The organism is Verrucomicrobiia bacterium (genome assembly GCA_035765895.1).
Classification (GTDB): Bacteria; Verrucomicrobiota; Verrucomicrobiia; order Limisphaerales; family DSYF01; genus DSYF01.
This window is the reverse complement of record DASTWL010000034.1, coordinates 112,366-133,335: the sequence shown is the minus strand read 5'-3', so window position 1 is coordinate 133,335 and position 20,970 is coordinate 112,366. Positions and strand designations below refer to the sequence as shown.

Genomic DNA, 20,970 nt, shown 5'->3' with positions numbered 1-20,970 from the left:
ATTTTATGTTCGCCAAGTATAAGCGACTTCTTCTCGTCCTGGCTGCGGTGGGTGCGGCCACGTCAGCTTCAGCCTTTGCGCTGCTTGGGCCTTATGCCGCGTGGCAGACGACGGAAATTGGTTACAACCCGTTGGACACGGATATTGGCGGGCCGATGAACATCGGCGAGGAATATCGTTGGAACATCAAGACCATTTACTACGGTTACGACGAATCCTTCTGGAATTTTTTCGGCCCCAAAGGCACCAATGCGATTGACCGGGCGTTGACGATCTTGAATGCGCTTCCGCCGGTTTCGCAAATGAGTTCCAATTTGGCGGAGTTTCCCACGGATACGACCCGGCCCAACTATACCGCGCAGGCCCTGGGGATCATGGATTTGAAGTCGCTTACGCTGTCGGCGTTGCTGGAGGAAATGGGATTGGCGAGCGCTGAACGTTACGTGTGGACTTTGCGCAGCAAGCAGACCGTCCAGAACATCGACTACTACACGGTGGTGAAGCGAAATTTTGACCCGATCACGTGGAACTACTCCAGCTATGTGAACGGGGTTTTGTATGAATTCGCCATCATCGACCCGGTCTATCAAGACCCTGCGCCGCAGTTTGCTGATGCCATCGAATTTCGTGCAGACGGGCTCTCCTACGGCTTCAACACGGTGGCGAGCGGCATTGATGACGCGACAACGCCGTCCGATTTGGGGGATTTCCGCCTTCATCCGGGTTATTTTTTTACCGGCCTGACGCGCGATGATGTGGGCGGGCTGCGTTACCTTTATCTGCCGTCCAACATTCAGTATGAAAGCCTGTCGAGCAATTCCGTGGCCGGCGGATCCTCCTCGCCCTGGCAGCCCGCCGGTGGCACCAATGCCAATGGCTCGAACAGTGTGGTGAGTTTGGCGCTGCGCGGCGGGGTGGACAAGATCACGTTCAAGCAGGTCAGATATGATTCCCTTGTTGGCGTTGGCTATTTTCAGGTCGAAACCAACACCTACACGGACTTCTACTACACGAATTCCGTCCTCAAGAGTCAGAATATTCAGCGAGTTGTTGACCAGCCGGACATCGTCTTTGCCGCGGCGGACTTGGGGTTGTCAGACGGCGTTCCAATTTTGTTCCGCCGAACCGATACCAGTGGATGGGCAAACAATGATGCCATAAATGGGTCCACCACGTTGGATGGCCCCGGCGTGATTCAGGGTTCCGTTTTCTTTACCTATAGCAAATTGGGACCCTATATGTATGGGTTACAAGGCTATTATCCAGCCGACGGCGCCTCCTCGGCGTTCTCCACCATCAATTCTTTGGCGGGTTTCATCTGGGGGTCATTCGATGGCACAACCAATCCGCCTGTCGTGTTTCCGACGGATGTATCCATTCAGGACTTGGAATGGCTGGTATTGCAAGGCGGCGGCAGCGGAGGTGGCAGTCCCTTTTCGATACCGCGCGCCAATATCACCACCAACACCACGGCTACAACCACCCAGTGAGGCTGAGACGATAATCGTGTGTCACGCACTTTGAGCGATATGAAGCTGAAGCGATACTTTTTGGCCGGTGTCATGATCCTTGCTTCCTCGGTGGCTGGCCGGGCGGCGGATGACACCTATTACAACGGCGGGCTTGTCACGACTCCGCCAGTCATTGATGCCACCAATTTTGTCAACGAGGGGGTTTTCTCCATCGCCACGGAACTGCCGTTTGAATTTTCGAGCGTGTTGAACTACACGAATCGGAACCAAATGCGGAACGGGTTTCTGGATGAAGTGTTCGTCACCGGCGGGCTTTTGTTCACGGGCAGTCCGGGTTTTCGATTCGACACGGCGCCGCCAACGGACCAATCGTGGCCGCGGCACATGGCGGCGAATTTTTACAATGCCCCGTTGGTGGGCAACGTGGCCACCAACGCCTCCATCTATGGTGATTTTCAACTGCTCGTGTCAGCCACCAACATCGTCAACCATGGTGCGTTGCGTGTGAGTGAGTATGGGTTGGTCAGCCTGGATGGCAAAACCGTGGACACCTCGCGGGGAATTCTCCAAACCAGCGGTTTTGCGGAACGGGGCTCGACAACCCCGGAGGGCATCTTCGATCAATACTGGTTTTTTGGCACCAATGAGCTTCGCCCTCAGTTGCAGTTCACGGCACTCTCCCCCTATACACCGTTCTATGACGTGATTGTCTTTCCCAGTTACTTTACAAACACAATACGACAGCCGCGTTACACCATTGGGGCGGGATCAAACGGTTTGACCTCGGCTGAGTTCATTTATCAATCGGGCACCAACCGATCGGTCCAAATTGTCTTCGTCCGCAACTCGAATCCCAACATCACCACGCGGATTGCCAGTGCGGGCGGTTCACCAACCCAGTTGGGCATTCCGATCATTGAATGGGCGGCGGTCAACACCAACCGGGCCGGGGTGATTCAGTCCAACATGCTCTATTTGACCGACACCTACGGCTACAGCGCAACCAACGCGTATCTGACCAATTACCCTTACGCGCCGCCACCGCCGCACAACACTGCGGTTCAACCGCTGTCATTCCAGCCCAGCAACTTCGAAATTTCACGAACCGCCCCCTTCAATCTGGCCTTCGCGGATGCCGGAACCCCCTTTACCGACAAGCCGGCTGACTTCTGGGGAACCGGTGGTTCTCCCATCGTGGTGACTTCCGCCCAATATTCGGCCTACGGTGTGGTGGTGGCGCCCACGCCCACCACTTCCGCTTCCACCAACGCAATTCGCGGTGGTCCGGGCCGGGTCGAAATCAAGGCCAGCCGGCTCTTGGACACGAGCCTGTCCCAAGTGGCCGCGCTGAGTTACGTCAAACTTCAGGCCACCAATCACTTCGTCAACAGTTCGAATTCGTCCATCAGTGCGCCCTACGCGGACATCGCCCTTGGCAGCACCAACGGCAATCTGGATATGACGTCCGTTTTGGAACCCTACGTCACGCGTTGCAACGGGCCCGTTGACGCTTACAGTGCCGTCTGGACCAACGCGGTGGCCTTTGGCGGGAGCACTAATTCGGTCATCTTCAATGTTCTCTTTGTGGATTCGCTCCTCAATGACCGCGCCGCCATGCAGATTTTTGATGCGAGCCTGCGCGCGACCAATTTGGTGGTCGGCGACAATTTGAACGCCATCGGCTCCTTGTCGTTGGACGTGGACCGGCTGACGGTGTTGACGAATGGATCAATCAGCATCGGCTCATTGGGAATTCAATGGGACAAGAGCGCCTCTCATCTGAATGCCTTGACCAATTACGGCCTGATTGCCGCGACCAACACGATCAACTTTTACGCGCATAATGCCAACAGCACCCCGCGCGCTTACGGCTCGCTCGCCAATTTCGGCAACCTGACCGCGGGAGGGATGACGGTCTGGGCGACCAATCTGGTTAATCAGGGCACGATGAATTCGCTGTATGGGCCGCTCAGCGTGCAGGCTGTTTCCGATCTGTCGCTCAACGACGGCGGCTTGTTAAGTGCCATTCAGGCCGACGTCAGCTTGTCCGGCCGCAATGTGACCGTCAGCAACCACACAATTTATGCCGGCCGGACCCTCCGTCTTTCGGTCACCAACCAGTTGGTGGCGGGCACCAATACGTGGCAGGTGCTGGACGGCATCAGTCTGCCCATAAAACCGGCGGCGGGAGATTTGAGCTACGTGACCATCCGAAGCCAGGCCATCCCATTCCAAAATGCGGTCCACACGTGGGCGGGAACGGACCGGGGCGCGCAAAACTCCGGTTTCACGAACAATGCGGCCTTGGGTGTCCTGGCCCTGAATGGCGCCGCGAACAGTCTGTTTACTTTCACCGGCACCGGTGCCGCCAGCAATGCAATCTACATTGACCGCTTGGAGTTAATCAACAGCGCCGGCCTTTTTGACGCGAACGGCAACCTGGCGGAATTGAGCATCGCACCCGGGATGACGGTTTACTACGCGCAGGCCACCATTGATGGCGCTTCGGCGGCCGAGTTTATGAACGGCAAGAACGGCGGGCGCCTGCGCTGGATCAGCAGTTATGCCGGGCCTTTCTCGGGCACCAATGTCGTGTATCCGAACGGCTCGACGAATTTCCTGAACGCGGCGCTCGTGACCAGTTGCAATCTGGACTCCGACAACGATGGCCTGCCCAACTGCATCGATCCGTCGCCGGTGTTCCTCCCTCAACTGGCGCGGGTGGACGTGTCAGTGGTGACTTCGCCCAGCCGGATGCTGGTTCTGTCCTGGCTGACGATTGGCGGTGCGACCAATCACATCTATTCTGCCACCAATACGGGTTCCCCGAACTGGCAATTGGTCACCAATCTGGTTTCCCCTCCGGTGGTGGGCAAGCCCTTCACCAATCAGTTTGTGACCCCTTTGACGTCGGGAAGCCGATTTTACAAGGTCAGCGTCGAAGCACCCTGACGCGGAGCAAACGGAACGGCGCAAAGGCGCGGGCGGGAAAATATTCAGCAGGCGACGCGGGCGGAGGCCCGCAAAAGAATCTTGGAATGGCTTGATATGAAAGACAACGGACACGGAAATTTGCGCACCGTTTTTCGGACCATCCTGGCCGCGACGGTCTTTGGCGCGGCGTTCATGGGACTTGCCGGCGCTGTCAACGCGCAGGTGACCAACGACAATTTTGCCCAGAAGTTAGTTTTGACGGGCAGTTTCGGAACGACCAACACGAGCACCACGGGCTACACGGCTGAGCCCAGCGAGCCAGGACACGCGGGGTTTCCAGCGCAGGCTTCTGCCTGGTTCCAATGGACCGCTCCGGTGGGCGGGTTGGTGCAGTTTGACACCTACGGCAGCGGCTTTGACACGATTTTGGCGGTTTATACCGGGGGCAGTGATGTCGGCAAACTTGACTTTGTGGTGGCCAATGATGATGCCACGCCGGCCAATCAGAGTGCCGTGGGAACATGGTTTGGCCCCAGTCTGGTGCGCTTCAACGCGAAGCAAGGGCAGACGTATTTCATCGCCGTGGACGGCTATCGTGGCGCCAGTGGCGCTCTGGCGCTCAGCTGGTCTTACCATTCTGCCGGCGTGTTCCGCTTCACCACCGACAGTTACGCCGTGTCTGAACGAGATGGCCAGAGCCCTATTGGGGCGTTTTCCGGAAATGTCGAAAAGAGTGTTCAGGGCGCACGAGTCACGGTAACCCGCGTGGGCGGGGCCAGCGGGCGGGCCACCGTTGATCTCACCACCGTGGACGGTGCGGCCGTGGCCGGGCTGGACTACATCCCCGTGACCACCACGCTGGTGTTCAATGACTGGGAAATGAGCAAGAGCGTCATCATCCCGGTGCTTTCGGATCCTGACGCCTTCGACGATCTGGACTTTTCCGTGCAGCTTTCCAATCCGCAACTGGATCCGCTGGAGTCCACAACCATTCAGCCGCCGCGGGTGGATCCTGACCACTCGGTGGAGGATGTGACCCTGTTGAACTTCGATTTGGACCCGGCCAATACCAACATTGACACCATTGCAAACTTTGACCGCTCCACGTATCGCACTCGTGAGGATTCGGGCAGCGTCACCATTTATGTCTATCGTCAGGGCAACAAACCCGACCAACGCAAAATTGCCTGGGCGATTGACCAAGTGGGCGGGGTGGAGTTGTTGGACAATCGGTTTGGGTTGGAAGCCGCTTCCGACTACGCCACGCCGGACCCGGTTACGGCCTCGCCCCCTACGGACAACCCGGTTGACTTCCAAGGGCCCTACAGTGGTGTGATTACCTGGGGGCAGGGGGATTTCACGCCCAAAGCGATTACGTTCCCGATCAATAACGACACCGTCCCCGAATTCAACGAAGACATTAAATTGCGGCTCTACGGCACCGGCGATAACGACAGTGCCGCCCCGGGCGATGTCAGCGAGGCCACGGTTACCATTCTGTATGACGATTATCCGGCGGGCGCGCTGGACGCTTCACACAACCCGGACTTCGATTTGGTGACGGATCCACCGCAGAATGCGACGCCCGGCGCCAATGGCACGGTGTATTCGAGCGCGATTCAGGCGGATGGCCGGTGCCTGATTGCCGGCGACTTTACGACTTACAACACCGTCACCCGCAATCGCGTGGCGCGCATGAACGTGGATGGTTCGAATGACGGCACCTTTAATCCGGGCAGCGGGGCGAACGATTTCGTCTCGACCTTGGCGCTGCAGACGGATGGGAAAATCGTAATTGGCGGCGGCTTCACCTCCTTCAATGGTCAGTTTCGCTCCCGCGTGGCGCGGCTGAACACGGACGGTTCGGTGGATGGCTCGTTCAATCCCGGCCTCGGGGCCGACAACACGGTGTGGGCATCGGCAGTGCAGACTGACGGCAAAGTTGTGATCGGTGGCGAATTCACCAGTGTCAACGGGGCGAGCCGTTACTACATAGCCCGCTTGAATGCCGACGGCTCCGTGGATTCCACGTTCAATCCGACAAATGCCTTGAACGGTCCGGTCGAGGCGATCGCCGTCAGCCCCGGCGGTGCGATTTACGTGGGCGGCCGGTTTACCATGGCGGGCGCTTACTTCCGCAACTCGGTTGCGCGTCTCAACGCAGACGGTTCGCTCGACCTGACCTTTGATCCGCGCACGGGCGTTAACGGACCGGTTTATGCCCTGGCCTTGCAGGGAGACGGTCGGTTGCTGGTTGGCGGCGCTTTTGACACGGTGGACCTTCGGGCGCGTCGCAACTTGGCCCGGTTCAACACGGATGGCACGCTCGACACGGCGTTTGACCTTGGTGCTGGGGTGGATGACACGGTGTATGCCATTCAATTGTCGGGCACTGGGCGTATCTACATTGGCGGCGCCTTTTTGAACGTCAATCAAACCCGTCGGGCGGGCGTGGCCCGGCTGTATCCCAATGGCCAGGTGGACACGAGTTTCATGGATACCGCCTACAATCAATTCGCGGGCATTCCCACGCACTACTCCACCGAGGTTGACTATCCGGCGGAACCGCGCAATTTCCTGCTGACCTTGGCCGTTCAAACCGACGGCAATCTGATTATTGGCGGCAGTTTTCATCAAGTGGGCGGAGGCCGTCTTCATCCCAACATTCAGACGAACGACTTCGATTTCGCGCAAACACGTTACGATGAGGGCGTGGAGGGCACCTACGGCTACAGCCGCCAGTCTTATCGCAACCGCTACAATGTCGCGCGTCTGCTGGGCGGCAACACGGATGGCCCCGGCAATGTGGGTTTCCTGACGGACACGTATTCAATTGATGAGTCTGCCGGATTTGTCTTCATCAAAACGCTCCGTGAAAACGGGACGCTGGGCGTTGCCGAGACGACCTTCTCCCTGCCGCCCGGGACGGGCGGCACCGGGCTGGCTCAGACCACCACCGACTACACTTACAACCATGTTAATCCGCTCTATGACACGACTTGGGGCATGGGAACTCGTAATTTGGCTGATGGTATTTTTGGCACCAACAACGTGGGGCTGACCGTGCTCCAGAACAGCACCATTCTCTCCGACCCGGATGACATTTACGTTACGATCCCGCGCAATCCGGGCATCCAAGGCGACCGCACGGCTCAGCTTCAATTGGACGCACCCATGCAAGCGGACATCTTCTTCCTGGGCGGCGAAAACGTGCCTCTGGGCAACGCCTTGGCGAGGACCACGGCCTCCTTGCAAATCAACGATGTGGACAACTCGCCCGGCGTGATTGGTTTCAGTGCGCCCACCTACACGGTGAACGAAAATGGAACGAATGCGGTCATCACCCTGACCCGCACGAACGGCAGCTCCGGCCCGGTTTCGGTCGTGTTCAGCACGGCGGATGGCACGGCGACGAGCGCCAATTACTCAGGGCTGACCAACACGATTTCATTTGGCCAAGGCGTGACGAACCGGACCGTGCTCATTCCCATCAAGAACGACTCGACGATTCAAAGTGCCGACCGGACGATCCTGCTCACACTGAAGAGCGCGGCCGGCGGGGCCACGTTGGGGCTGACCAACGCTGTGTTGAGCATCATCGATGACGATTTTCCGCCGGGACGCATCAACTTTACTGCGGTTGCTGCACAAACCAACGAATACGCGGGTCATCTTCGCGTGATGGTCTCTCGCACCGGTGGAAATCTGGGGGTGCTGGATGTGCAGTGCCGGACGGTCAATGGGACGGCCGTGGATGGGGTGAATTACACGGGGCTGACCAACACACTGCATTGGGACAGCGGAGATATTTCCCCGCGGACGGTGGACGTCGTGCTCTTGCCCGACGGCATCGTTACGCCGGACCTCAACTTCAACGTGCGGCTGTCCAATCCTTCGATTCCTGGGGCGCTGGGTGTGCGCACCAACATCGCAGTGACCATCGCCAATGAAGATTTTTATGGCGCACCCCAATTCACGCTCGGCACCTACTACGTGGATGAAACGGCAGGCTACGCCACGATTACGGTGGTGCGGTCTGGCGGCAATGCCCAGACCATCAGTGTCAACTACGCCACGTCCGACGGCACGGCGGTGTCCAGCGGCCCGTTGCCCAACTACACCAGCACGGCAGGCACGTTGGTGTTCGGCCCGGGGGTTGTCAGTCAAAGCTTCACGGTTCCGATTTTGAACGATGGTGTGGCCGATCCGTCATCATTCTTCTTCGGCATCACCCTGTCGGGTGTCACGCCCGGAGGGGCGGTGCTCGGCTCACCTTCAACGACCCAGGTTCGTATCGTGGATGCGCAAAGCTTCAACCAGCCGGCGGGCAGCGTGGACCCCGGTTTCGACGCCGGCATTGGTTTCAATGGGAGCGTTTTCTCGTTGGCCCGCCAACCCGGCGGTTCCATTGTCGCGGGCGGGGACTTCACCACGGTCAATGGCCTGCCCCGCAACCGGCTGGCACGGGTGCTGACCAATGGCGTCGAAGACAGCGTATTCATGGCGGGTTTGAGTGGCGCCAATGGCCCGGTGCGCTCCGTGATTTGCCAAAGCGACACCCGTCTGCTGGTGGGTGGCCAGTTCACCACCTTCAATAATGTCAGCCGCAATTACCTGACGCGGTTGAACACGGATGGCTCGCTGGACACGACGTTTGACCCCGGGTCCGGCGCGGACGCTCCGGTTTTCTCACTCGCCGAGGGTTTTGTGGGAGGCGCCCGGAAATTGTATGTGGGCGGCAACTTCACGACGTTCAACGGCTTCAACAGCCCGGGCTTGGTGCGATTGAACGACAATGGAACGGTGGATCCGCAATTCGACCTCGCTGAGGGTGTCAATGGTCCGGTTTACGCGATTGTGGTTTACCCAACCAATACCATCAACGCCGGCAAGGTTGTCATTGGCGGCGCCTTCAGTTCGGTGAACGGGGTGGCCCGGGCTGGCATTGCCCGGCTGAATCCGGACGGCTCACTGGATGCGACCTTCGATCCCGGTGCCGGCGCGAACGCGGAAGTCCGGGCGTTGGCGCTGCAATCGGACGGCAAAATTGTTCTGGGTGGCGCGTTCACCAGCGTAGCGGGACAGCCGTTCAGTCACCTTGCCCGGCTCAATTTGAATGGCTCGGCTGATGGCGGTTTTGCGATTGGGGTGGGGGCCAATGATTCGGTTTACGCGATTGCGATCCAAGCGGACAACCGGATCGTGGTTGGCGGTGAGTTTGTTCAAGCCAGCGGGGTGACACGTCGGCGCATCACGCGGTTGATGCCGGATGGCACCGTGGATCCGACGATCAACTTCGGCTCGGGCGCGAACGGCTTCGTGGATGCGCTGGTGGTGCAGCCCGACGGCAATTTGGTGATGGGGGGCGGCTTCACCGCAGTCCAAGGACAGACGGCCAATCATATCGCCCGTCTCTTCGGCGGTTCCATGACCGGCTCCGGCCAGGTGGAATTCACCGCGCCGCTCTACGTGGTAAATGAAAATGGCACGAATGTGGTGGTCACATTGCACCGCCTGGGTGGCACGTCAGGCACGGGCGTCAACGGGACCGGCAATTTGACGGTCAATTTTCAGACGGGCGACATCACCGCGGTTGCCGGTGTGAATTATCTGGGCGTAACCCAACAAGTTTCCTTCCCGGTGGGCGAAGTGGAAACAACCATTACCGTGCCGGTGATTCAGGATTACCAAATCACGTCAGACCTGCTGGCCACCTTGTCGCTGGACGGTGCGGCGGGAACTTTGGGACCGCAGCCCACCGCCCTCCTGGACATCGTCAACGTGGATAGTGCGGTCAGGTTTTCGGCGGCAACCTATGTTCGCAACGAGGATGCGATTGACGGTGTGGCAACCATCACCATTCTGCGGCAGGGCAGCACGCAAGGGACGGCTTCGGTCATCTTCAACACCACGACCAACGGAACCGCAGTGGCCGGGGTCAATTACCTGCCAACGACAAACACGGTAGCGTTCCAGGCGGGTGAAACCAGCCGGACGGTTACGATTCCGGTGTTGCGGAACACGGCGGTGGAAGGTGACAAGACGGTCAATCTGGAGTTGAGCACGCCGGTGGGAACCGTATTGCTGAATCCCTCGCAGGCGGTTTTAACAATTCATGATGTGGATCAAGCGCCGGGCCAGTTTGTTTTTGGCGCGCCGGCGTATGCGTTCAGCGAGTCTGCGACGAATGCCATGATCACGGTTCTGCGCTCGAACGGGTTCAGCGGCATTGTCTCGGTGAATATCAACACCCTGGCGGGCACGGCGGTTCCCGGCATCCGCTACGTCAGCACGAATGCCGTGTTGAGCTTTGCGGACGGTCAGACCAACCGGACTTTTTTGGTTCCGTTGATCAATGACAACGTGGTGCAAGGCGATCAAACTTTCACCGTCCAGCTTTCGAACCCGACGGGCGGGGCAACCTTGGGCGGTTCGCCATCGGTCCCGGTGACGGTTTTGGATGACGATGTGGCGATGAGTTTTACGAGCCCGGCCTACGTGGTGAACGAAACCAATGCGCTGGTTTCGCTCGGTGTCCAACGGCTCAATGGTTCGAACAGCGTATCGACGGTCACCTTCCGCACGGCCGACGGCACGGCGGTGGCAGGAACCAATTATACCGCTGAAAACCGCGTCCTGACCTTCAATGTCGGCGAGACGTTCAAGTCGGTCAGCGTTGCCATCCAGCGCGACCCGCGCGTTACTGGCAACCTGAGCTTCTTCGCCGCGTTGACGAACGCCAGTGCAGGCGTTCAGTTGGTGGCGCCCAATCCCGCCTCCGTTGTCATCGTTGACAATGATCCGGGCATCAGCTTCACCAATGTTGTTCAATCCGTCCTCGAGAACGCCACGAATCTGGCCGTCACCGTGGTTTGTTCCAATGCGGGCAGCGGTGCGGTGACCGTCAACTACGCCACGGAGGACGGCACGGCCGTCGCCGGCCAGGATTACGTGGCCACCAGCGGCACCCTGATGTTTACCAATGGCCAGACAGAGCAGACGATCATCGTCCCCATCACCGACAACAAGCTGCCGCAGCCGGATCGCAACTTCACCATTTCGCTGTTCAATGCGACGGGCGGCGCGCAGGTGCTCAATCCGGGCACGCTGACGGCAACCATCGTGGACAACGACGCCGGTTTGCAGTTCTCCACGGCCGCCTATCGGGTGGTGGAAAGCGGCGTCAATGCGACGATTACCGTGCTCCGCACCAACTACACGAACAGCCTGGTCACCGTGGACTATGGCACGCGGGACGGCAGCGCCCATGCCCCCGGAGATTATGCGCCCACCAGTGGGACCCTGGTCTTTACGAACGGTGAGACGGCCAAGACATTCACGGTCGGCCTCAAGGATGATTCCATTCTTACGGGGGACCGCACCGTTTTGCTCACGCTGTCGAATGCGGTGGGAGACGCTTCCATTGTCAGTCCGGGCGCAGCCACCTTGACCATTTCGGATGACGACGGCAGCCTGATCATCCCGGCGGGAACGGCCCTGGTTTCCGAGTCCACCAACAACGGCGTGGTTGATCCGGGCGAAACATTGACCGTGCTGTTTGGATTCCGGAACAGTGCCGGCACCAACGCCCAGAATGTCACGGCGACGCTCCTGGCAACCAATGGCATCACCCCGGTTACGACATCACAGAACTATGGCGCCATGGTGGTTGGCGCCCCGGTGACCGCGCGGCCGTTCACCTTTGTGGTGAACGCGACAAACGGCCAGACCATTGCCGCCACGTTTGACTTGAGTGACAACGGTGCACCGATTGGCCGTGGCGTCTTCACCTTCGGCGTCGGCACGGCAACGTTTGGTTTCACCAACAGCAGCCCCATCATCATCACTGACCGCGGAGCCAGCACTTCGCCGGTTGGCGCCAATCCGTATCCTTCGACGATCAATGTCAGCGGCGTGGAGGGCGGCATCAATCAAATGTCGATCACGTTCTCGAACTTCAGCCACGTGTCGGTGGGTGATGTCGGCGCATTGTTGGTTTCGCCGGCCGGCCAGAAAACCCTGTTGATGGCCAACGATGGCGGCTTCAACAGTGTGAGCGGCCTGACGTTGCAGTTCGACGATGGCGCAACGAATGGCCTGCCCCTGGGCACTGCCTTCGGCTCCGGGGTTTACAAGCCAACGTCCTATGCACCGCTGCCGCCGTTCCCGGCGCCGGCGCCCGGCGGCGCTTACAGCAATGCGTTGTCGGCCTTCGCGGGCAGCAATCCCAACGGGGTTTGGTCGCTTTATGTGATTGATGACACCAGCCCGGGAGCGGGGGTGATCTCAAATGGCTGGTGGATCAGCATTACGCGCGGCAGTTCAATCCCATCCGCGTCCGACTTGAGCTTGGGCATGGCCGCGACGCCGCAGCCGGCCATCGCCGGCGCCCAACTTGCCTACACCTTGTGGGTCACCAACAATGGTCCGGCGACGGCCAACACGGTTTCCGTGACGGATACGCTGCCGGCGGGAGCGCAATATGTGTCAGGCACGACGGCCACTGGCACGGTCACCAATCAATCTGGCACGGTGACCTGGTCGGTTGGTTCGTTGGCGAACGGAGCGACAGCGTCGCTCTCGCTGGTCGTTATTCCTTCCGCAACCGGCTCCCTCACCAACACGGCTGTGGCGGCCAGCGGGGTCTCCGATCTATATCCCGAGAACAACACGGTGACCTCCGTGTCGGCCGTCACTGCGCCAACGGCCGATTTGGTCTTGGGCATGACGGACACGCCAGACCCTGTGGTTGCCGGCTGGCCGCTGACCTACCAAATTCTCGTGACCAACCTGGGGCCGGCGGCCGCCACCAATGTCACTGTGACCAACCTCTTGTCGACTGGTTTGAGTTTCACTTCCGTGACCGGTTCACAAGGCACCGCGGGCCACACGGGTGCCGTGGTCTGGGCAAACCTTGGCACGCTGAACAGCGGCGCATCCGCCGCCGTGACCTTGGTGACGTGGGCGGCGCAACCTGGCACCGTCACGAACTCTGCAACCGTCAGTTCAGCCGTAACCGACCCGTTGAAGGCCAACAACACGGCCTCAGTCAAGACCACGGTCACGCCGCAAATACAGGCTCAATTGAACGGCAGCGTTATTCGCATCATTACTCCGGGCACGACCGGCATTGTTGTGGAAAGCACCGGCAGCTTGACCCCGCCCGTGTCGTGGACGCCAGTGGCGACCAATCCGCCACCCGTTTTGGATTTGCCGATTACGGGCGGCAGTCAGTTCTTCCGGGTGCGTCCGGTGGGTCCGTAATTGAAGCCCGCCCGGTGTCGCGCGGGGCTGAAGTGAAAACCGGGGCGGCGCGTTTGGGTTAATAGGAATGCCTTGAGGATTGAGGGCAAAGTGCGCGACGTCGCGGTTGCGCGTATTCAGTGAAGAGGCAGCAGTGGTTTTAGGATCAACATGAAAAAGTTTCCGATGATGAGGAATTCAACAACGATGAGCGTGTTGGTCGCTCTGTCGATCATGGGTGGAGCCGTGGACTCCGCCATGGCTTTTCAGCGCCCGGCGCGTTCAAGCGGGATCGCGGAAATCGACGTCCGTAAAACCGCGCCTGCGGCTCCCGCATTGATTGCGGCGCGCAATCAGAGTGTCAGCGCCCTCAGTCAGCAGGTGCCGGGGGTTCAGGTGGATTTTGACAAGCTCCTTGGCTCCCCGAAGTTTGTTCGTTCCCGGGACGGCTTCTTGACCGGATCCAACGGTGTGGGCGGCGGCGTGTCGGCGGTGGCCGGCGCCAATGCGTATTTGGGCGAGTCCGACCGCGGCCTTCGTCTCTTTTTGGATGAACATTCTGATTTGTTTGGTTTCAAGGCGGACGAGCTGACTTCGGCCCAGAAAGTCCGCGACGCGGTTGGCAAGGGCAACGGACTTCGGACAACGGTATGGGAGCAACAGTTGGGCGGCGTCCCGATTTTTGAGGCGAAACTGGTTGCCAACCTTACGGCGGGGGGCCAGTTGGTCAGCGTGGCCAGCCGCTTTGTTCCCAACCTGCGCAGCACGGCGTCCCGATCCGTCGCCACGCCCACACTATCGGCGGAAGAAGCCATCGCGAATGCAATGGGGGCCATGGGAGAGCCTTTGGGGGCTGGAGAGACGGTTGTGCAGGGGGAATCGTCAGCGGGCGGATCCTACTCCAGTTTTGCGGTTCGCAACCGCAAGGCGCACGCCCGGTTGGTTTGGCTGCCCATGGATCGCGACAATCTGCGGCTGGCTTGGGAACTCTACCTGACCAGTCGGGTGATGGGGGAACGTTTCCAAGTCCTGGTGGACGCCACCACCGGGGAGACTTTGGTGCGCAAGAATCTCACGCGATTCATCAGCGACGCGTCCTACAATGTTTACACCAGCGACAGCCCGTCACCGTTTTCGCCGGGCTGGCCCACCCCAAATGCAGGCCAGCCGCCTTTGGTTTCCCGGACGCTGGTGACGACCAATGCGTTTTCCGTCGTCGCTTCTCCGAACGGCTGGATCAACGATGGCGACAACGAAACGCGCGGCAACAATGCGGATACCTATTTGGACCGGAATCTCGATGGCGTTCCGGATGTGGGACGGCCGCAGGGAGACGCCAATCGCGCGTTCGATTTCCCCTTGGATTTGGGGCAGGACCCCATCACCTACTCCAACGCGGCAGTGGTCCAGATGTTTTACAAGCTGAATGTCTACCATGACATGTTATACGAGCTTGGGTTCACCGAGGCATACGGCAATTATCAACATGACAATTTGGGACGTGGCGGCTTGGGTAATGATGAGATTATCGGCCACGTTCAAGCCGGTGCGGATATCGGTTTGGAGGACAACGCCTTCTTCAGTCCGGCGCCGGACGGCATCAACGGCGAAATCGCCATGTTTGTTTGGGGCTGGCCGACCCCCAAGCGGGATGGCGACTTGGATTCCGATGTGATTTTTCACGAAGCAACCCATGGCACCAGCTGGCGTTTGGTGGGCGGCGGCATGGGGTTGGGCAACCTGCAGGGCGATGGTATGGGCGAGGGGTGGTCTGACTTCTATGCTTTGTCTCTTCTCAGCAGTCCGGAAGATGACCCTGATGCAGTCTATGCCGCCGCGGGTTATGCCGGTTACCAACTGGGAGGGTTGGCTGAAAACTATTACTTCGGTCTCCGGCATTTCCCTTACACCACGGACATGACGAAGAATCCTTTTACATACAAGGATGTTGACCCCAACCAGGTCATTCCGCACGCCGGAGTGCCACGGAGTCCCATCTACCCGTTTGATCCCACGGAAGCCTCCGAGGTGCATCATCAAGGTGAGATCTGGTGCTCGATGCTCTGGGAGGTCCGGGCCAACATGATTCATAAGTATGGCGCTGATGGAAACCTGATGATGCTGCAACTCATCACGGATGCCATGAAACTCACGCCGGCAAGCCCAACCTATGTTGAAGCCCGGGATGCCGTTATTCTGGCGGACCAGGTTGACAACGGGGGGGCGAATATCGGTGAAATTTGGCGGGGTTTTGCGAAGCGCGGTCTCGGAGTTGGCGCCACCTCTCCGGATAGCGACACGACAACGGGCGTGGTTGAGTCGTTCAGCACGCCCGGTCTGCAATTGGTCAGTTCAGTCGTTCGGGGCGGGAACGAGAACGGGATGATTGATCCGAACGAGTGTGATGAGATTTACCTCACCCTGACCAACGGGAGCGGCACCATCGGTGCATCCGTGACGCTCACGCTCGCCACGACCACTCCGGGCGTTTACATCACTGTTCCCACCGTTACCATCCCGGTTTTCCCGATTGGAGCGGCGGTTTCAAACATCGGTCCCTTCCGCGTCAGTGTTGTTCCGGATTTTGTCTGTGGCACTCCGGTTAAATTCACCGTGGCGGCCAAATCAAATCTCGGCGCCAATACCAATCAGTTTACGCTCGATACCGGAGTGTTGGGCACCCCGTTGCGTTATGACAGCAGCCTGCCGGTGGCGATTCCGGACAACAATCCAGCCGGTGCGTCCTCGCCCATTTGGGTCACAAATTTCCCCGGCAATCTGGGCAAAGTCGCGGTGGCGTTGTTCCTGCAGCACACCTTTGATGCGGACCTCACCCTGCAACTCATTTCCCCTGACGGCACCACCAATGTTTTGGCCGCCAACGCGGGTGGCAGCGGACACAATTTTGGCTCCGGCTGCGGTTCGGACTCGTTGCGCACGGTATTCGATGACGACGCCACAACCCCAATCTCCTCCGGCAATCCTCCCTTCATTGGCGTCTTCAAGCCGCAATCGCCGTTGGCCGTTTTCAAAGGAAAATCCCAAGCCAGCGCCAACGGGAATTGGCAGCTTCGGGCCGTGGATGGCGGAGCGCAGGATGTGGGCAGCATTCAGTGCTGGTCGTTGATTCTCTATCCCGTGGAGTGTGAAGATGGCGGGGGTCAATGCCCGGGCGCCAACCTCGCACTGTCGATGCAGGATGCACCCGATCCGATCACCATTGGCAGCAATCTGGTTTACACCTTGAATGTGACGAACTTTGGCCCGAACACCGCCAAGAGCGTTGTGGTAAGCCAAAACCTGCCAAACAGCGTGATCTTTGTCTCGGCCACCACCAGTGCGGGAACGGTCACTCAGGAGGGTGGAGTGCTGACCGCCAACCTTGGCAATCTGGCCATCGGAGCAACAGCGAAGGTCACAGTGGTGGTGCAGCCGAACGTGGCTGGAGCCATCAGTTCAACGGCATCCGTTTCCTCGACGGAACCGGAAATCGATCCGTCGGATAATATTGCCACGGCCACCACCCTGGTTCAGCTCCCGACCGCTGACTTGGCCGTTTCGCTGTCCGGGCTTCCGAATCCAACGACGGTCGGAGGAGCGTTGACGTATACTGCCACGGTTTTGAACAACGGCCCAACGACGGCCAGTGGCGTGGTGATTACGAATTCGCTTCCGGCTTCAGTTCTGATCGCCAGCGCTTCGGTCTCGCAAGGCAGCGCGGTTATCAATGGCAACGTGGTCATCTGTCTGATTGGGACGATGACCAATGGAGCCACGGCAACGGCCACCATCAATACCATGCCTCTGAGCGCGGGAACCATCTTCGCGACGGCGCGGGTGGCTGGCAATCAGGGTGATCCCACTCTTGCCAACAACGTGACGACCATTGCGACAGGCGTTGGTGAAGCTGCGGATCTGGCCATCAGTTTGGTGGATCAGCCCGATCCCATCGTGCTGAACAGCAATGTGACCTACCTGGTGACCGTCACCAATCGTGGTCCCAATCCGGCGACCGGGGTGGTTGTCAATCAGTCGCTGCCAGCCGCGCTTTCGCTCGTCAGCAGCAATGTTTCGCAGGGCTCGGTCGTGATTGGTGGCAGCACGGCCGTCTGGAGTGCGGGCAGCCTGCCGGTCGGGGGAAGCGCCACGTTTACTTTGGTGGGCCGCGGCACGGCGGTCGGCACCATGACAACTTCGGCGAGTGTGAACGGCACGCAGGCTGATCCCAATCTGGCCGACAACACCGCGGTGGCGACAACGCTTGTTGCCACGCCATTTGTCAGCATCGTGGCCGCCGGTGCGACCCTGCAGACTGAGAGCTTTGCCCCTCCCAACGGGGCGGTTGATGTGGGTGAAACGGTCAGCGTGGATTTCCGGTTGCGCAACGCCGGCAACATCCCCAACACGAACGTGGTGGCCACGCTTTTGGCGACCGGTGGTGTAACCGCCCCCAGTGGACCGCAGGCATACGGAGTGTTGACGCCCGGCGGGCTGCCAGTGGCGAAGACCTTTACCTTTACTTCCGCGGGCACCAACGGAGGCACGGTGACGGCCACGCTGCAAATCAGCGACGGCGGAAATACCCTGTCCAATGTGGTGTTCACCTTCAACCTGCAACGCCAGTTGGAATTCACGAACCTGGCCGCCATCACCATCCCGGATGTGGGTTCCGCGACGCCTTATCCTTCCACGATCGCCGTTTCGGGGGTTTCGGGAACGGTTGGCCAGGTGACTGCCACTTTGAGCAACCTGAATCACAGCTTCGCTCCGGACGTGGATGTGTTGCTGGTCAGTCCGACGGGGCAGAAGGTGGTGCTGATGGCGGCGGCTGGCGGCACCTACTCCGTCAACAACGCGACGGTCACCTTCAGCGACACCGCCAGCCAGCCCGTGCCTGCGGGTGACCAGATTGTTTCGGGAACGTATCAGCCGGCCAGCTATGATTCGGCCGTGGTGTTTCCGTCCCCCGCCCCTGTCGCTCCTTACAGCGGCTTGCTTTCGGCCTTCGCCAATCAGGATCCAAATGGAACATGGTCGCTTTACGTCGTGGATCGGAATTCGGGTGACGCGGGCAGCATCATGTCCGGCTGGCGGTTGGGGCTGACGCTGATCAGCCCGGTGAACAAACTCGCGGATCTCGGCGTTGCCGGGGCCGTCACGCCCGGCGTCGGACTGGTGGGTGACACGGCCACGTTTGCATTTGTCGTAACCAATCGGGGGCCGAGCGTCGCCAACGGTGTTGTGGTGACGAATACGCTGTCGGCCGGACTGCAGTTGCAATCGGTCAGCGCCTCCCAGGGTGTCTGCACGACCAACGGCAACCAGGTTGTGTGCAGCCTCGGTTCGCTCAGCACCAACAGTTCCGCCACCGTGACCCTCGTGGCTAGGGCGGTGGCTGCGGGCGCCGGCTGGGTGAGCGCTTCGGTTGCGGGCAGTGAAATTGATCTTAACGCGGCCAATAACCTGGCGACGTTGTCGGTCACGAACAATCTGCCTTTGGCGGACGTGGGCGCAGGACTGGCAGTGGAACCCACGGCGGGCGTGGTGGGCAGTAACCTGACCTACACCGTCATGGTGACCAACAATGGCCCCGGCAAGGCATTGGGCACGGTGGCATCGTTCCCGGTGATCGGCGGCATGACCTTCCAGAGCGCCGTCGCCACGAAGGGACAGTGCAATTTCTCGGGCGGTGTGGTCAGTTGCTCGTTTGGGGATCTGGTCGCCAACGAAACGGCCATGGCCACCATCACCTTGGTGGCGCAAGCGCCCGTCACGGTGACCAACTCCGTGCAGGTGGACACCCAATCGAACGACACCAACGCCGCCAACAACACGGCGAGCGTGGTGGTTCCGGTGGTCAATCCGCGGCCGATCATTGTGGCTGTCGGTGCCACGGCCGTGACCGAGAGCCAGAATCCACCCAATGGCGCCATTGATGCGGGCGAAACGGTCACGCTGGCCTTCACGCTTGCGAACACCGGTCAATTGCCCACAACGGATTTGGTGGCGACCTTGCAGGCCAGCGGCGGCGTGGGTGTGCCGAGCGGTGCTCAAAGTTACGGGGTCTTGCTGCCCGACGGCTCGCCGACGGCGCGCAACTTTACCTTCACGGCCCCCAATGTTCCAGGCGGTCAGGTGACGGCGACTTTGGATTTGAGCGACAACGGCGCTCCGCTTGGTTCGCTCACCTTCACCTTCGGCTTGTCCCGCGGGTTGAGCTTCACCAACACGGTTCCCATCATCATTCCCGACCGCGGCATCGCGGCACCCTATCCCTCGACGATCACCGTCGCGGGCGTGACCGGGCTGGTGGGCAAGGTGACGGTCAAGCTGAACGGTTTCACGCACGGCTTCCCGTCTGATGTGGATGCCATGTTGGTTGGGCCGCAGGGACAGAAGCTGATGCTCATGTCGGATGCGGGAGGCGGATACAGCGTGACCAATCTGGCCTTGCAATTCGACGACGACGCGGCGGCCGCCTTGCCGAATGCCGCAGCGTTGGTGTCAGGCAATTTCAAGCCGACTGATTATGAGTCCGGCGATGCCATGCCCGCTCCGGCGCCGGCCGGGGTTCGGAGCAGCCAGTTGGCGGCGTTTGGCGGGACCGATCCCAACGGCAACTGGTCCCTCTATGTGGTGGATGATTCAACCGGCGACGCAGGCGCCATCAATGGCGGCTGGGAGCTGGACCTGACCATCACCCAGCCGGTCAGTCCGCTGGCCAACTTGGGCATCGTGGCAGCCACCAGCACGCCGGGCAGCATCTTCACCGAGGAAACGGTCAATTATCTGGTGCAGGTCACCAATCGCGGACCGGCCGGCGCCAGTGGCGTCATCGTGACGGAAACCCTGCCTGCGGGCGCCACGGTGGAATCGATTTCCACCTCGCAAGGCAGCTACACGAGCGGCGCTGGGGTTGTCAGTTTCAACGTCGGTGCGCTGGCGGCGGGTGCCATGGCACAATTCGAAGTGCAGGTTCGTCAGACGGTCGGCGGCAATGCCGCGAATTTCGTGACGGTTACGGCCGTGCAGGATGACATTGATCTATCCGATAACTCGGCCACGATCACAACGTCCGTTGTCACGCCGATGCCGGCGCAATTGAGTGGTGCCTACGATGCTCCGGGCCAGAACTTCCAGGTGACCCTCACCGGTCAGGCCGGCGTTACCTACGTTTTGCAGGGTTCGCTGGATCTGGCAACGTGGACGCCCATCGCCACCAATGCGGCGCCGGGCAGCGGCATCATCAAGTTCACGGATTCGAGCGCACCCAGTCACGCGAAGCGGTTTTATCGGGCGATTCGCCTGACGCCGTGACCGC

General features: G+C 59.8%; 4 protein-coding genes. All 4 read left to right on the top strand.

All coding sequences use genetic code 11. The annotated features are described in order from the left end of the window. Positions 1-5: 5 nt before the first annotated feature. Positions 6-1,490 carry a hypothetical protein gene (locus VFV96_07650; protein ID HEU5070271.1) on the top strand — a complete coding sequence of 495 codons (1,485 nt, stop codon included), beginning with the start codon at positions 6-8 and terminating at the stop codon, positions 1,488-1,490. A gap of 39 nt (positions 1,491-1,529) precedes the next feature. Beyond that, positions 1,530-4,424 carry a hypothetical protein gene (locus VFV96_07645; protein ID HEU5070270.1) on the top strand — a complete coding sequence of 965 codons (2,895 nt, stop codon included), beginning with the start codon at positions 1,530-1,532 and terminating at the stop codon, positions 4,422-4,424. Between the two features lie 96 nt (positions 4,425-4,520). Further along, positions 4,521-13,670 carry a Calx-beta domain-containing protein gene (locus VFV96_07640; GenBank protein HEU5070269.1) on the top strand — a complete coding sequence of 3,050 codons (9,150 nt, stop codon included), beginning with the start codon at positions 4,521-4,523 and terminating at the stop codon, positions 13,668-13,670. Positions 13,671-13,820: 150 nt separating this feature from the next. After that, positions 13,821-20,966 (top strand): M36 family metallopeptidase, encoded by a 7,146-nt coding sequence (locus VFV96_07635; protein ID HEU5070268.1) that lies wholly within the window; start codon positions 13,821-13,823, stop codon positions 20,964-20,966. Positions 20,967-20,970: the final 4 nt, after the last annotated feature.

Bases quoted from the DNA above. Each gene is read 5' to 3' on its own strand.
- VFV96_07645 (HEU5070270.1), top strand. From the start codon at position 1,530: ATGAAGCTGAAGCGATACTTTTTGGCCGGTGTCATGATCCTTGCTTCC.
- VFV96_07650 (HEU5070271.1), top strand. From the start codon at position 6: ATGTTCGCCAAGTATAAGCGACTTCTTCTCGTCCTGGCTGCGGTGGGT.
- VFV96_07640 (HEU5070269.1), top strand. From the start codon at position 4,521: ATGAAAGACAACGGACACGGAAATTTGCGCACCGTTTTTCGGACCATC.
- VFV96_07635 (HEU5070268.1), top strand. From the start codon at position 13,821: ATGAAAAAGTTTCCGATGATGAGGAATTCAACAACGATGAGCGTGTTG.